The sequence below is a fragment of the Streptomyces sp. NPDC050743 genome (assembly GCF_044456925.1).
In the GTDB taxonomy this organism is placed as follows: Bacteria; Actinomycetota; Actinomycetes; order Streptomycetales; family Streptomycetaceae; genus Streptomyces.
Genome location: NZ_JBITGJ010000007.1, coordinates 79,656 through 93,879, shown reverse-complemented (window position 1 = coordinate 93,879; position 14,224 = coordinate 79,656). Strand labels below are relative to the sequence as shown.

The window sequence follows — 14,224 nt, the reverse complement described above, 5'->3', positions numbered from 1 at the left end:
CTACCTGGCTTCTCGGGTGGCGAGCTGGTCCACGGAGTGGGCGACTCCGAAGGCCTGCGGGACGGGCTGGCTCGCCATGTAGAGGCGGTCGGCGCTGCGGCGCGGCAGCGGGAAGTACCGGAAGCTGCCGTACACGCGGCCGTCGGGGGTCATGGGCTGGGCGTCGAACCGGGCCACGGTGGCGATCCGGTACGGCTCCCCGCCGTGGCTGTCGAGGAGCGCGATCTCGGTGATCCGGCGGGCGCCGTCGGCGAACCGGGTGAGCTGGACGATGACGTCGACCGCGCTGTTGATCTGGTCGTGCAGGGCTGCGAAGGGCACTTCGACGTCGGACATGGAGGCGAGGGTCTGCAGCCGGGTGAGCGCGTCCTCCGCGCTGTTGGCGTGCACCGTCGCCAGCGATCCGTCGTGGCCCGTCGACATCGCCTGGAGCATGTCGAGGGACTCGCCGCCACGGACCTCACCGACCACGATCCGGTCCGGGCGCATGCGCAGCGAGTTGCGGACCAGGTCGCGGATGGTGACCTGGCCCTTGCCCTCGACGTTCGGCGGCCGCGCCTCCAGCCGGACCACGTGCGTCTGCTGGAGCTGGAGCTCGGCGGAGTCCTCGATGGTGATGATGCGCTCGTGGGACGGGATCAGACCCGACAGCGCGTTCAGCAGGGTCGTCTTCCCGGTGCCCGTGGCGCCGGAGACGATGATGTTGAACTTGGCCTGCACCAGCCCGGCCAGCAGATACACCATGTGCTCGTCCAGCGAGCCGAAGGAGATCAGCTCCTGGAGGGTGAAGGAGCGCGGGAAGCGGCGGATGGTGAGGATCGGGCCGGTCAGGGACAGCGGCGGGATGATGACGTTGACGCGCTCGCCGGAGGGCAGCCGGGCGTCCACCATCGGGTTGGACTCGTCCACCCGGCGGTTGACCGTGGACACGATCCGCTCGATGGTCTGCATCAGCTGGTCGGCGGAGACGAACCGGAGCGGCAACTGCTCGACGCGGCCGCCGCGTTCCACGAAGATCGCGTCGGGTCCGTTCACCATGATCTCGGTGATCGACGCGTCCTCCAGCAACGGCTCCAGGATGCCGAGGCCCAGCGCCTCGTCCACGACCCGGCGGATCAGCTGTGCGCGCTCCACGGTCGACAGCACCGGGCCCTCGCGGCTGATGATGTGCCCGAGCACCCGCTCGAGGCGGGCCCGGCGCTCGGCGGCCGCGAGCGAGCTCATCTCCGCGAGATCGATCTCCTCCAGCAGCTTGGCCCGGTAAGAGGCGACCAGATGCCCGTCCTCGCCCCGGCTGCCGTGCTCCTCCGGAGTGCTGATGCGTGCCCGCAGGCTCATGTCGGCACCTCCTCGCTTAGTGGTCGAGCGGCATGGTGGCGGACTTGGTGGCGTTGCCGAAGTCCCAGATGATCTTCGGGATCTTCACGGTGGCGGTGACGGTGACCGAGCCCGCACCACCGCCTGACCTGCCGCACGACACCGTGAGTCCGCCGCTGACCGCCTGGGCGCACGCCTGCTGCGGGTCCTGCTCCAGGGACGCGGCCCGGGCCCCCGCCCTGGCCGCCGTACCGGCCTGCTCGGCGGCGTAGGCGACGGCCCCGATCTGGATGCCGGCCATGGCCACGATCAGGAGAACCGGAATGAACCCGAGGTATTCGATGGCGACTTGGCCCCTGTCCCGCCGTTCGCGCCGGTACGGCATCTCAGCGCTTCACCTCCTCGACGGCACCGGCGTGACCGGTCACGTGGGCCGGGAAGTCGATCAGGCCGGGGAAGAGGACGGGAACCCTGAGCCTCACGTCCACGCTCACATAGCCGGTCTGGTCGCACCCGCTCACCTCGGCACCCCCTTGCCACGCCCCCGACAGATGCTTCAGCGCCGCCTGCCGGCAGACCCCGGACCGTTCCCCTCGCGGCGCCGCCGTCCCCGCCCGCACCGCCTCGTCCGCGGCATTCCCGGCGAGCGTGAAGGTGTACCCCACGAGCACGGCCTGCCACACGAGCACCAAGGTCAGAATGATCAACGGCGTCATCCCGAGAAACTCGATGCTCACCTGCCCCCGATCGCCACCCGGCCTCCTCATGGAGCGCTCACTCCTTCCGCCGCCGGAACCCACCCGGACCACGTCCACTCCCCCGATGGGCCGCGGCCCCCTCGGCCGCCCGCACGAGCCCCAGCTCCCCCGCGAGCCCCCACAAGGCCTGCTTCACGGAACTCCTGTTGTCCAGCTCGTGCACCCGCCCGGCGTCGACAACGGCCTGAAGTTCCTTGAAGTTGGCGGGAATGGCCGTACGTGCCAGCGCCGTCCCGGTGATGCGCTGCACGAGCGCGGGCTGGATCTCCGTGCTGCGTGTGTGCCGGTTGACGACCACGGTCGTCTCCTCGGCCTTGCGGATCTGCAGCCGGTCCCACATCCGTACGGTCCGCTTGGCGGCGCGGACGGCGATGACGTCCGGCGTGGTGACCAGCAGCGCAATGTCGGCCATCTCCACCACCGCCGCGCCCGCCCCGCTCAGCTGGGCGCCGCAGTCGACGACGACCACCTCGTAGCGGGAGCGCAGGGCGCTGACGATCTGGCGGGCGACGCGGTCGGTGACCTCCTCGCCGCGTTCGCCCTCGCCGGGCGCGAGGAGCAGGGCGAGCCCGGTGTCGTGGCGGAAGACGGCGTCGGCGAGGACGCGGGGGGAGATGTCGGTGATGGCGGCGAGGTCGACCACGGACCGCCGGAACTGGATGTCCAGGTAGGAGGCGACGTCCCCGGTCTGCAGATCCAGGTCGAGCAGAGCCGTCGGCCGCCCGGAGGCCTGCGCGGCGAGAGCCAGCTGGATCGCCGCCAGGGTGGCACCCACGCCCCCCTTCGCCCCGCTGACCGTGACGACCGTGCCGCCGACTCCGCCGAACACGTCGGACCCGTGGCCGAGATGACGCCGTACCCCCGTCGACCACTGGGCGACGGCCTGGACCCGGCTGGCGAGTTCCTCGTACGACAGCGGGAGCGCGACCAAGCCGCGGGCGCCGGAGTCCATGGCGGCGGAGAACAGGCCGGGGCCGGCGTCGGTGGTGACGAGGATGACGCCGACGGCAGGGAAGCGGAGCGCGACCTCGCGGATCAGCTCCAGGGCCGGTACCGGGCCGATCCGCTCGTGGACGACCACGACCTCGGGCAGTTCGTCCACGGACTCGGCGGCGAGGCGGGCGAGGGTGTCGACGAGCTGGGTGGAGTCGCCGACCGGCGACTGCGGTTCGGCGTCCGGGAGCTGGCTGAGCAGGGTAGTGAGGGAGCGTACGGCGTCCGGGTCGGCTCCCGCCGGGAGGATCCTGGTAGGCATGCGGGCCGCCTCTCACTTGTCCGTCGCGAGTTCGTAGGTGCGGTCCTTGTCGGGGACGCTGGTCTCGCTGCCGGGCGCCACCAGCGCGAGCCGGACGCGCTGGGCGAAGGACTCGGCGTAGGTGATGCGCTGGGCGTCGAGGGTGGACAGCGCGAAGGTGATGGGGACGGCCTCGCTGGGCTGCTGCTGGTTCTTGCTCTGGTCCGGGTCGAGGGCGGTGATCTGGCCGACGTCGAGGACCCGGGCGTCGGTGACGATGATCTTCGACTGGTCCGGGTCGCCTTCCTTCTTTCCGGCGAAGGTGGCGTACACGTTGACGTGCGATCCGGGGGTGATCTTCCCCGCCACGCCGGTCGCCGCGTCGATCATGATGGCGACCTCCTGCTGTCCGGGCTGGAGGGCGGGCTGGTCGACGATCATGTCGCTCTGGAGCAGCGAGCCCTTGCGCAGGGTGGTGACCGCGATCTTGCCCTGGATCTGCCGCAGATCCGTGACCGCGTTGCCGGACAGCCACCGTCTGGGCATCTCGATCTTCTCGAACTGACCGGCGTCCAGGGTGGTGTACGGCTTGACGTCGGACCGCACCCGGTAGGCGGTGACCTCCGGGCCGACCTTGGAATCGACGTTGCGGACGACGGAGAGCACGCCGGCGAACGCGCCGAGAGCGCACAGGACCGACAGGATCAGGAGTATCACGCCGCGGCGCTGACGGGAGTTCATGAACCGTGCAACCTCATTGGGGGAATCGGTCGAGCGGGATGCGGACTTGCTGGTCGGGTCAGGCGGGCGTGCGCCGTTCCAGGGCGCGGGGCGCGGCGGGTTCGTAGGCGGGCGGGGTGGCGGAGCAGAAGACGCAGCGGTCGCCGATGACGTCCAGTCCGCACCAGTGGCAGGCGGTCTGCCGTACCGACGTGACCAGCTGGTACAGAACGGACAGATCCGCGAGGTAGCTGCAGAATTCGGTCATGCGGCCCGTGCCCCACCACACCGGGGACTCGGCGGGCAGCGGGACCTCGCGCAGCCCGTGCACGCTCCACTGCCCCGCGAGCCCGGCGACCCAGTCACCCTGCGTCTGCCCCTTGGCGACGAGCATCCAGGTGTTGAACTCGGGCCCCTTGAGCGTGACGCCGGGCCCTATGCGCACGAGCTGGGGTTCGGGATGGGCGAGCACGGCGAACTGGCTGCCGGGGACCCAGGACTTGGCGTGCGCCTTCAGCCCGACCGGCACCCGGTCCAGCTTGGCGACCGAGCCGAGCACGGCCCCGGCGTGGATGTAGTGGGTGAGCAGCCGCCCGGCGGAGGCGAGCACGCCGGGGCTCAGATCGCAGGAGGCGAGCTGCCGCAGCTGGCGGGCGAGGACGGCGATGCCCAGCGGGGGCAGCTCCGGCCGGAAGAGGGCGATGCGATCGCTCTCCAGCAGCGAGCGCAGGGTGTGCAGCCGTCGTACGACGGATTCCGAAGTGGCGGTCGAGCACACGACGACCACGTATCCGTACTGCTCGGTCAGGGTGTGGAGTTCGGTGAGCGCCTGCTCCAGGGGCCGCTGGTCGAGCCCTGCGAGCACGACGGCGGGCATGGTCCGTTCGTCCTGCGCCGGCAGCGCCATGTCGGCACTGGTCACGGCGATGGCAGTTGGCACGCGCAGCTCCCCGCTCTTCACACCCCCCGGCCCACAGAGGTAACTCCCGTGCGCCAGGACGACTTCACTGCGTGACTACGTGAGCACTGTATCCACGGCCGGATGACCGGAGAACAGCGTTTGTGAAGCTCGCGTGGAACTCTCTGTTCACAACTCCGGCCAAATACGGACAGCTTGAGTGGCGATCCGGAAGCCGATTTGGTCTGGACCTCTTGACACCCGGATTGGTCTGGACCAACTTGTATGCGCGACGGCGGCCACCCCGTCTCTTCCCCTCCCTGCCCGCCACGGCTCCCTCTTCTCCGACTCCTCTTCCCCACCGGAGGCCCCAGTGGACCATGCACCAGGCATACCCAGACCCCGCGGACGGCGAATCACCCTGTGGTCCGCCGCCACGGCACTGGCCCTCTCCGTGGCGGGCCTCACCGCGGCCGCCGGCCCGGCCGCCGCGGCGGACGTCAACAACGTCAAGAACGCGGGCTTCGAGTCGGGCCTGTCCAACTGGACGTGCACGGCGGCCAGCGGCACGACCGTCTCCTCACCGGTGCACTCCGGCACCTCGGCGCTGAAGGCGACCCCGGCCGGCCAGGACAACGCCCAGTGCACCCAGACGGTCGCGGTCAAGGCCAACTCGACGTACACGCTGAGCGCGTGGGTGCAGGGCGGCTACTCCTACCTGGGCGTGACGGGCACCGGCACGACGGACGTGTCCACATGGACGCCGGACACCTCCGCCTGGAAGCAACTGTCCACGACCTTCACCACGGGATCGTCCACGACATCCGTCACGATCTACACGCACGGCTGGTACGGCCAGGCGCCCTACCACGCCGACGACGTCTCGGTCTACGGCCCCGACGGCGGCGGAGGCGGCGACCCGGCCCCGACGGTCCCGGCGGCTCCCACCGGCGTGACGGTCTCCGGTACGACGTCCTCCTCCGTCTCGCTGTCCTGGTCCCCGGTGTCGGGCGCGACGGGCTACAACGTCTACCGCGACGGCACGAAGGTGACGGCGGTGACGGGAACGTCGGCGACCGTGACCGGCCTGACCGCCGCCACGTCGTACACCTTCCAGGTGACGGCGACGAACACGGCGGGCGAGTCGGCCAAGTCGGCGCCGGTGACGCCCACGACGGCCTCGACCGGAGGCGGAGGCGGTGGCGGTGCGCTGCCCAGGCACGCGGTGACCGGCTACTGGCAGAACTTCAACAACGGCGCGACGGTCCAGAAGCTCTCCGGCGTCCCCTCCTCCTACGACATCATCGCGGTGGCCTTCGCGGACGCCACCTCGACGCCCGGAGCGGTGACCTTCAACCTGGACTCCTCCGGCCTCGGCGGCTACACGGTGGACCAGTTCAAGGCGGACATCAAGGCCAAGCAGGCGGCGGGCAAGAAGGTCATCGTCTCGATCGGCGGCCAGAACGGCACGGTGTCGGTAAGCGACTCGACGTCGGCGACGAACTTCGCGAACTCGGTCTACTCGCTGATGCAGACGTACGGCTTCGACGGCGTGGACATCGACCTGGAGAACGGCCTCAACGCGACGTACATGACCCAGGCGCTGCGCGCCCTGTCCGCGAAGGCGGGCTCGTCCCTGATCATCACGATGGCCCCGCAGACGATCGACATGCAGTCGACGTCGAACGCGTACTTCCAGACCGCGCTCAACGTGAAGGACATCCTCACGGTCGTCAACATGCAGTACTACAACAGCGGTTCCATGCTGGGCTGCGACGGCAAGGTCTACAGCCAGGGCTCGGTGGACTTCCTCACCGCCCTCGCCTGCATCCAGCTCCAGGGCGGCCTCTCCCCCTCCCAGGTGGGCCTCGGCCTCCCGGCCTCGACCAGCGCGGCGGGCAGCGGCTACGTCTCGCCCACGGTGGTGAACAACGCCCTGGACTGCCTGACGGCCGGCACCAACTGCGGCACCTTCAAGCCGTCCAAGACCTATCCCGACCTCCGGGGCGCGATGACCTGGTCGACGAACTGGGACGCTTCGGCGGGGAACGCGTGGTCGAACGCGGTGGGAGCGCATGTGCACGCGCTGCCATGACACGGGTTCCACGTGGTGACGACGCCCGGGCCGCAGCGGCCCGGGCGTCGTCGCACCTACGCACAGGCGACGATCCAGTGCCCCGGACACCGGGTTACGGCGAACATGGACCGGTCACCGCCGCTCACGACCGCCGAGGATGCGCCCGCCATGCCCGTACCCGCCGACCCGACGGTCCTCCACCCCATGCCCGAGCAGCCGCGGGTGGTGCTGCTCAAACCGCTGGTCAGGTCCCCGCTGATCGAGGTTGGCGAGTACTCCTACTACGACGACCCGGACGACCCGACCGCGTTCGAGACCCGCAACGTGCTCTACCACTACGGCCCCGAGAAGCTGATCATCGGCAAGTTCTGCGCGCTGGGCACGGGGGTGCGGTTCGTCATGAACGGCGCCAACCACCGCATGGACGGCCCCTCGACCTTCCCCTTCCCCACCATGGGCGGTTCCTGGGCCGACCACTTCGACCTGCTCACCGGCCTGCCCAACCGCGGGGACACCATCGTCGGCAACGACGTCTGGTTCGGCCACGGCGCCACGGTGATGCCCGGCGTACGGATCGGCCACGGCGCGATCATCGCCACCGGCGCGGTGGTCACCACCGACGTACCCGACTACGGCATCGTCGGCGGCAACCCGGCGCGCCTCATCCGCACCCGCTACGACGACCGGGACGTCGCCCGCCTGCTGGCGGTGGCCTGGTGGGACTGGCCGGCGGAACACATCACCGAGCACGTGCGAACGATCATGTCGGGCACGATCGACGACCTGGAGGCCGCCGCCCGGGACATCCCCCGCGGTTGAGTCGTCAACGCCCTGAAGGAGACCCCTTCCACCAGCTCCGTCTGACCTGGTTCACTCGCTCGTGATGGTCGTCGATCCAGTTCTCCTCCGGATCGATGCCGAACATCGCGGTGAGACGGTCGGGGTCGTGGACCGTCACTGCCAGGGAGCGGTCCTCGAACATGTGCAGCATGAGCGTCAGTCCGCGCTCGTTCCCGATGCTGAGGTCACGCCCCGGCGCCAGCTCGATCAAGCCGCCCTGCCAGTCGTCGAGATCCTGCGGGAAGAGGTGGACGTCCAGGCGTGCGTCGAGAAAGCTCGTGGAGAGCAACACGTCGGCCCTGAGGGTCTCGCCGACGGGTTGGGACGGGCCGGTCACGCGTACGACGCAAAAGCTGCCGTCCACGTCCTCCAGATGGACCAGGTCCACCGGGCCCGGACCGGCTCCGGTCACTCGGCGTCCTTGGAGTCCTTGGAGTCCTTGGAGTCCTCGAAGTACGCGTCCAGTACCGCGTCCAGCTGCTCGTCCCACTCCTTGAAGCGCGCCCGGGCCGCCGCCTCGATCTCGATCGGGTACCAGCGGCGTTCCGGGGTGTGGACGGTGATCGTGTAGCGCTTGCCGAAGCGGGGGGACTCCGTCTCGACCGCCGCGATCTCGTCCCAGCGGAACTCGCAGGACTCCTCGTCCAGCCGGAGACGGACGCCCTTGCGGTCGGCCACGATCTTCGCCCGCCGGTCGGAGGCCTCGAAGACCGGACCTCCGTCCGGACCGTCGTCCAGGCCGCCGTCGTCCGCGGACTCCCCGGCTTCCTCGGTCACCTCGGTCACTTCGGTCACCTCGGCCGCCTCGGACACCCCGGCCGCCTCAGGCCCCTTCGAGTCCTCCGGCTCCACCGACTCCGGCTCCGCGTCCGCCGGCTCCGCCGACCTGGCCGGTGCCGGGCCCGTGATTCCGGGGATGAACGCCGGGTCGAAACCGGCGCCCGTCACGGGCTCGACCTTCAACGGTTCGGCCTCGGACGGCTTGCTGCTCGCTCCTATGCGCTGCTCCACGGCGGCAGTATGGACGACTTACCTGTGCCGGAACCAGTCAGCCCGCCCATCCCCGGTTTCACTCACGTCACGTTCACCGGGTTCCTCCGAGGATGCCCCGGCCTTCAGGCCGGGGAGGAATCGGACTCCTGCGGAGCAGGGCAGGGGTAGCCGGATCGCGGTCAGGGCGATCCGGCGTCCACCCCGCACGGCGGTGATGCCGCCCACGATCATCGAGAGCTCTCAACTGTCAGTGGCCTCGGGTAGGTTCGGATGCATGACGACAGAGGCGACCACGAAGGACACCGGGCATGCCCGGTACACCTTCCGTGTGCGCCTGTCGAACACGGCCAGGCGCCGGCTCGAAGCCGAGTGGGATCGCTGCCGCTGGATCTGGAATGAGTGCGTCGCGAAGTCCCAGCAGGTCCACGCGCAGAGCCGGGCGGGTGGCGAGAAGGTGACGTGTGGTCCGGCTCAGCTCGACAAGATGCTGACCGAGGCACGCGGGGTGACGCCCTGGCTGGCTGAGGGCGCGAGCGTGCCTCAGCAGCAGGTGATACGCGACTTCGCCACGTCCCGCGCGAAGGCGCTGAAGGACATCAAGGACCGGCTTCCGACGCACCGCCGGGCCCAGATGCCCAGGTGGAAGAAGAAGCGGGAGGCGCGGCCCAGCCTCAACTACACCAAGCGCGGTTTCCGCCTCAGGGACGGCCGCCTGCACCTCGCGGGCCAGATCGTGCTGACGGTGGTGTGGTCGCGGGACCTGCCGGCCGACCCGTCGAGTGTGCGGGTGTACCAGGACACGCTCGGCCACTGGTACGTGTCCTTCGTCGTTCCCGCCCAGAGCGAACCGCTCGCCGCCACGGGGCGCGTCCTCGGGGTGGACTGGGGTGTGACGGAGACCGCCACCACCACCGACGACGCCTACGATCTCCCGCATGCCGAGCACGGCAGGCGGGCCGCGCAGCGGCTGGCGAGGTACCAGCGGATGATGGCCCGGCGGCGGCCTCCGAAGGGACAGCCCGCATCCGCCGGCTACCGCAAGGCCCAGGCGCAGGCGGCGAAGCTGCACAAGAAGATCGCGAGGCAGCGGGAGGACACCGCCCGCAAGTGGGCCAAGCGGGTGATGCGCGGCCACGACGGGGTTGCGGTGGAGGACTTCAGGCCGAGGTTCCTGGCGAAGACCACCATGGCCCGCAAGGCGGCCGATGCCGCCATCGCCGCCACGAAGCGTGCCCTGTGCGAGATGGGCCGCAAGCACGGGCGGGACGTCCGTCTTGTGCACCCGGCGCACACCACGATGGACTGTGCCAAGTGCGGAGCGAGAACCAAGCACGCACTGCCTCTGTCGATGAGAACGTATGCCTGCACCGTGTGTGGAGTGGTGTCCCCCAGGGACAAGAACTCCGCCCGCGTGATGCTGGTCCGGGCAGGTTGGAACCCGGACGGTGTCGAGGGCGTAAGACCACCCGAGCCGCCGGCTCCGGTGGCGGCCTGAGCCGTAAATCCCCGCTCAGCCCTGGAGGGTGAGGAATTGCCTCCCTTCAGGGAGGGGAGCCTTCAAACGAACACGCTCACCGCCGCCGCCACGGCGAACCCCGCCACCGACAGCACCGACTCCAGGACCGTCCACGTGCGCAGCGTGTCCCGTTCGCTGATGCCGAAGTACTTGGCCACCATCCAAAAGCCGCCGTCGTTGACGTGCGAGGCGAAGATGGAGCCGGCCGAGATGGCCATGATGACCAGGGCCACGAAGGCCTGGGAGTGGTGGCCCTCCGCGAGCAGGGGCGCCACGATGCCCGCCGTCGTCACGATCGCCACCGTCGCCGAGCCCTGGGCCACCCGCAGGACCAGGGAGATGAGATACGACAGCACGATCACCGGCAGGCCTACGCCGTTGAAGGTGTCCGACAGGGCCTGGGCCACCCCGCTCGCCTTCAGCACGGCGCCGAAGATCCCGCCCGCGCCGACCACCAGCAGGATGTTGCCGACCGGCTTGAGCGAGGAAGTCGACACCGCCTCCAGGGACTTGCGGGACCAGCCGCGCCGGATCCCCAGCAGGTAGTACGCGAGCAGCAGGGCCAGGGTCAGGGCCACGAACGGGCTGCCGAAGAACTCCAGGACCGAGCGGGTGGGAGAGGGGTCCAGGGCGATCGAGGAGAAGGTCGCGGCGAGGATCAGGATCAGCGGCGTACCGATGATGCCCAGAACCGTGCCGAGCGGTACGGGCCTCTCCTGCGGCTCCACGCCCTGCGCGCGCTGTTCGGCCACGACCGCCTGCTTCGCCTCCTCCGCCGCCTCGACCATGTCCTGCGGTACGGCGACGAAGATGCGCTTGCCGATCCAGGCGGAGTACGCCCAGGCGGCCAGTACGGCCGGGATGCCGCAGACGATGCCCATGAGGATGACCCAGCCGAGCTGGACGTGCAGGAGGCCCGCGGCGGCGACCGGGCCGGGGTGCGGCGGCAGGAAGGCGTGGGTCATGGAGAGGCCGGCCAGCAGGGGCAGGCAGTACAGGAGGATCGACTTGCCGCCGCGCCTGGCCGCCGCGTAGACGAGTGGGGCCAGGACGAAGATGCCCACGTCGAAGAAGACGGGGATGCCGAAGATCAGGCCCGTCAGGCCCATCGCCAGGGGTGCTCGGCGTTCGCCGAACAGGCCCAGCAGGCGGGCCGCGAGTACCTCCGCGCCGCCGCTGACCTCCAGGATCGCGCCGAGCATCGTGCCGAGGCCGATGATGATCGCGACGTGGCCGAGGATGCCGCCCATGCCGGACTCGATGGTGGAGACGGCGTCGGAACGCTGGACCGTGCCGAAGAGTTCGGTGACCGACAGGCCGGCCAGCAGGCCCACGGTTATGGAGACGGCCAGGAGGGCCACGAAGGGCTGCAGCCGGACCTTGATGATCAGGAACAGCAGCAGGGCTATGCCGAGGCCTGCGACGGTGAGGAGGCCGGGGGTGCCGTCGAGGAGGAGGAGCAGGCCTCCGGTGTGGGGTGGGGCGGCGGGGGCTGTGGCGGCCAGGGGGAGGGACATACGGGGGTCCTCTGCATGAGTGCATGGTGCTTTCGGGCAGGGGGGGATCGCGGCGCGGCGGCCCGGGGGTGGGGGCCGCCGTGCCGTGACGGCGGTGCGGAGGGTGAGGGGGCGTCAGTCGGCCGTCAGCCGAGGACGGCGAGCGCGTCGATCTCGATGAGGAGGCCGGCCGGGAGACCGACGTAGACGGTGGTCCGGGCGGCGGGCGGCTGGGTGAGGCCCTGCTCCTCGAAGTAGTTGTTGTAGATCTCGTTCATCTCGGCGAAGTGGTCCACGTCCGTCAGGTAGACGCGGATCATCATCACGTCGTCCCAGCTCGCGCCGCCCTCTTCGAGGATCGCCTTGACGTTGGCGAGGGTCTGGAGGGTCTGCTCGCGCAGGGTGGGACCGGCCGGCGTCGGGGGCTTGCCCTCCTCGGCGGGCAGGAAGCCGACCTGGCCGGCGACCTGGAGGATGTTGCCCTTCCGCACGCCGTGGGAGAACTTGGCGGGCGGGGTGGTGTGGGTCTTCGGAGTGAGGGCGGTCTTCTCGCTCATGCACGGTCCTCGTCTGTCATTCGGGGTCACCTACTGGCGTTCTTCCGGAGTACTCGCCGCTGATCGCGTCCGCGGTACGGCGGACCTGCGGGAGCAGGGTGAGGAGTTCCTCGGCGGTGACGACCACGTTCGGCGCGGACACCGACATCGCGGCGACCACGCGGCCGTCGGCGCCGCGGATGGGGGCGGCGACGCAGTTGATGGACTCCTCGTGACCACCGAGGTCGGTGGCCCAGCCCTGTTCGCGTACCTTCTCCAACTCCCGCAGGAAGGCGGGGGCGTTGGGGGTCGAACGGGGCGTGTACAGGGGGTAGTCGAGCTTGTCCGCGAGGGCGCGGCGCTCGGGTTCGGGCAGGTCGGCGAGGAGGAGTTTGGCGACGGCCGCGACGGTGATGGCGACGGGTTTGCCGATCCGCGAGTACATGCGGACCGGGTAGCGGCTGTCCACCTTGTCGATGTAGAGGACCTCGCCCTCCTCGTACACGGCGAGGTGCACGGTGTGCCCGCAGGCCTCGTTCAGCCGCATGAGGTGGGGGTGGGCGATCTCGCGGATGTCGAGGTTCTCCATCGCCTCCTGGGCGAGGGCGAAGAGGCGGGCGCCGAGGCGGTAACGCTGGTCGGACTGGCGGTAGACCAGGCCGTGCTCGTGCAGGGTGCGCAGGAGGCGGAGGGCCGTGGATTTGTGCACGCCGAGCCGGTCGGCGACCCGGCCGAGGTCGGCCGGGCCCTCCGCCAGCAGCGGCAGGATGCTCAGGGCGCGGTCTACGGTCTGGCTCATGGGGTGTTCGCCTCCTGTGTGGCCCGCTCGGCCTGCGTCCAGCCGGGGGCGAGTCGAAGTCTCCCCCATGCGGCGTCGTCCAGGGCGGTCAGACGGTCGGCGTGGTCCCGGGCGGGGGGTGTGGCCAGGTCGCCGGGGGTGGTGAGGCCGGCCGCTGCGAAGAGGTGACCGAGCCGGAGGCGCGCCCTCAGCGGGAGGCCGCGGAGGGTCCCGGAGAGGAAGCCGGCGGCGAAGGCGTCCCCGGCGCCGGTGGTCGCCACGACGTCCACGTGGAGGGCGGGTTCGAAGGTGGGCGGGGTCGCGGTGCGCCGGCACCGTTCGAACGCCGTGGCGCCCTTCTCGCCCTGTTTCACCACCAGCACCCCCGGCTCGGGAAGCGCCGCTCGGATCACCTCCGGGCCGCCGGTGATGCCCCAGGCCTTCTCCGCCTCGTCCTCGCCGACGAAGACGATGTCCGCCCGGCGGGCCAGGTGCAGCAGCGTCAGCGGGCCCTCGGGGGTGGGCCACAGGGCCGGGCGGTGGTTCACGTCGAAGGACAGCGACGGGCGCCCCGGGCGGGGGGCCGTCAGCGTCCGCATCAGGGCCGCGCACTGCGGGGACAGCGCTGCCGTGATACCGGACAGATGCAGAACCCGCCCCGCCCGTACGGCCGGCAGATCCACGTTGGTCACCGACATCGCCGACGCCGCCGAGCCCGCCCGGTAGTACGCGACCTCGTGCGCGCCCGTTCCCCGGTCGCCGGCCGTGCGGAAGTAGACGCCGGTGGGGCGGGCCGGGTCACGGGACACGGACGTGACGTCGACGCCGTACCCGGCGATGCGCTCCACCAGGTGGTCGCCGAAGCCGTCCGCGCCGACCCGGCCGACCCAGCGGGCGGTGTGCCCGGCGGCGGCCAGCGCGCAGGCCACGTTGGACTCGGCGCCGCCGATCGCTCGGTCGAAGGAGGGCACGTCCGCAAGACGGCCCGGCCGGCTGGGCAGGAAGGTGACCATGGACTCGCCGAGCGCCACGACGTCCACCACCGGAACCGTGTCGTGCGC

The 14,224-nt window shown here is 70.4% G+C and carries 15 protein-coding genes; 3 read left to right on the top strand and 12 right to left on the bottom strand.

The window, feature by feature from the left end; translation table 11 throughout:
- Genes ACIBJF_RS10670 through ACIBJF_RS10645 form a run of 6 tightly spaced genes read right to left on the bottom strand, consistent with a single transcriptional unit; the run spans nt 1 to nt 4,969 of the window.
- Complete coding sequence (locus ACIBJF_RS10670) at nt 1-1,338, bottom strand: CpaF family protein (RefSeq protein ID WP_399173328.1); 1,338 nt, start codon at nt 1,336-1,338, stop codon at nt 1-3.
- Nucleotides 1,339-1,354: 16 nt separating this feature from the next.
- The gene (locus tag ACIBJF_RS10665; RefSeq protein WP_399173327.1) at nt 1,355-1,702 is read right to left on the bottom strand and encodes a TadE/TadG family type IV pilus assembly protein; all 348 of its coding nucleotides are present in this window, start codon (nt 1,700-1,702) and stop codon (nt 1,355-1,357) included.
- Nucleotide 1,703: 1 nt separating this feature from the next.
- Nucleotides 1,704-2,084, bottom strand: a complete 381-nt coding sequence (locus ACIBJF_RS10660; RefSeq protein WP_351799068.1) for a TadE family protein — start codon at nt 2,082-2,084, stop codon at nt 1,704-1,706.
- 7 nt (nt 2,085-2,091) lie between these two features.
- Nucleotides 2,092-3,330, bottom strand: a complete 1,239-nt coding sequence (locus tag ACIBJF_RS10655; RefSeq protein ID WP_399173326.1) for a P-loop NTPase — start codon at nt 3,328-3,330, stop codon at nt 2,092-2,094.
- A gap of 12 nt (nt 3,331-3,342) precedes the next feature.
- On the bottom strand, nt 3,343-4,050 hold the full coding sequence (cpaB, locus tag ACIBJF_RS10650) for a Flp pilus assembly protein CpaB (protein WP_399173325.1): 708 nt from the start codon (nt 4,048-4,050) through the stop codon (nt 3,343-3,345).
- 58 nt (nt 4,051-4,108) lie between these two features.
- Nucleotides 4,109-4,969 (bottom strand): hypothetical protein, encoded by an 861-nt coding sequence (locus ACIBJF_RS10645; protein ID WP_399173324.1) that lies wholly within the window; start codon nt 4,967-4,969, stop codon nt 4,109-4,111.
- Between the two features lie 331 nt (nt 4,970-5,300).
- Between ACIBJF_RS10645 and ACIBJF_RS10640 the strand changes: the two genes are divergently transcribed.
- Nucleotides 5,301-7,022 carry a chitinase gene (locus ACIBJF_RS10640; protein ID WP_399173323.1) on the top strand — a complete coding sequence of 574 codons (1,722 nt, stop codon included), beginning with the start codon at nt 5,301-5,303 and terminating at the stop codon, nt 7,020-7,022.
- Nucleotides 7,023-7,172: 150 nt separating this feature from the next.
- Nucleotides 7,173-7,823 carry a CatB-related O-acetyltransferase gene (locus tag ACIBJF_RS10635; protein WP_399173322.1) on the top strand — a complete coding sequence of 217 codons (651 nt, stop codon included), beginning with the start codon at nt 7,173-7,175 and terminating at the stop codon, nt 7,821-7,823.
- A gap of 4 nt (nt 7,824-7,827) precedes the next feature.
- Here ACIBJF_RS10635 and ACIBJF_RS10630 read toward each other — a convergent pair whose 3' ends face one another.
- Nucleotides 7,828-8,256, bottom strand: a complete 429-nt coding sequence (locus tag ACIBJF_RS10630) for a DUF5959 family protein (protein ID WP_399173321.1) — start codon at nt 8,254-8,256, stop codon at nt 7,828-7,830.
- The gene (locus tag ACIBJF_RS10625) at nt 8,253-8,855 is read right to left on the bottom strand and encodes a hypothetical protein (RefSeq protein WP_399173320.1); all 603 of its coding nucleotides are present in this window, start codon (nt 8,853-8,855) and stop codon (nt 8,253-8,255) included. The genes ACIBJF_RS10630 and ACIBJF_RS10625 overlap by 4 nt, the downstream gene beginning before the upstream one ends.
- A gap of 256 nt (nt 8,856-9,111) precedes the next feature.
- On the opposite strand from ACIBJF_RS10625, the gene ACIBJF_RS10620 reads away from it, so the two are divergent.
- Nucleotides 9,112-10,332: an RNA-guided endonuclease InsQ/TnpB family protein gene (locus tag ACIBJF_RS10620; RefSeq protein WP_399173319.1), complete on the top strand. Its 1,221-nt coding sequence runs from the start codon at nt 9,112-9,114 to the stop codon at nt 10,330-10,332.
- 62 nt (nt 10,333-10,394) lie between these two features.
- On the opposite strand, the gene ACIBJF_RS10615 is transcribed toward ACIBJF_RS10620, so the two are convergent.
- From ACIBJF_RS10615 to ACIBJF_RS10600, 4 genes are all read right to left on the bottom strand, one after another.
- Nucleotides 10,395-11,870, bottom strand: coding sequence for a GntP family permease (locus ACIBJF_RS10615; protein WP_399173318.1), 1,476 nt, complete (start codon nt 11,868-11,870; stop codon nt 10,395-10,397).
- Between the two features lie 125 nt (nt 11,871-11,995).
- Nucleotides 11,996-12,406 (bottom strand): RidA family protein, encoded by a 411-nt coding sequence (locus ACIBJF_RS10610; protein ID WP_399173317.1) that lies wholly within the window; start codon nt 12,404-12,406, stop codon nt 11,996-11,998.
- Between the two features lie 16 nt (nt 12,407-12,422).
- Nucleotides 12,423-13,184 (bottom strand): IclR family transcriptional regulator, encoded by a 762-nt coding sequence (locus ACIBJF_RS10605; RefSeq protein ID WP_366486212.1) that lies wholly within the window; start codon nt 13,182-13,184, stop codon nt 12,423-12,425.
- Nucleotides 13,181-14,203, bottom strand: a complete 1,023-nt coding sequence (locus ACIBJF_RS10600) for a sugar kinase (protein ID WP_399173315.1) — start codon at nt 14,201-14,203, stop codon at nt 13,181-13,183. The genes ACIBJF_RS10605 and ACIBJF_RS10600 overlap by 4 nt, the downstream gene beginning before the upstream one ends.
- Nucleotides 14,204-14,224: the final 21 nt, after the last annotated feature.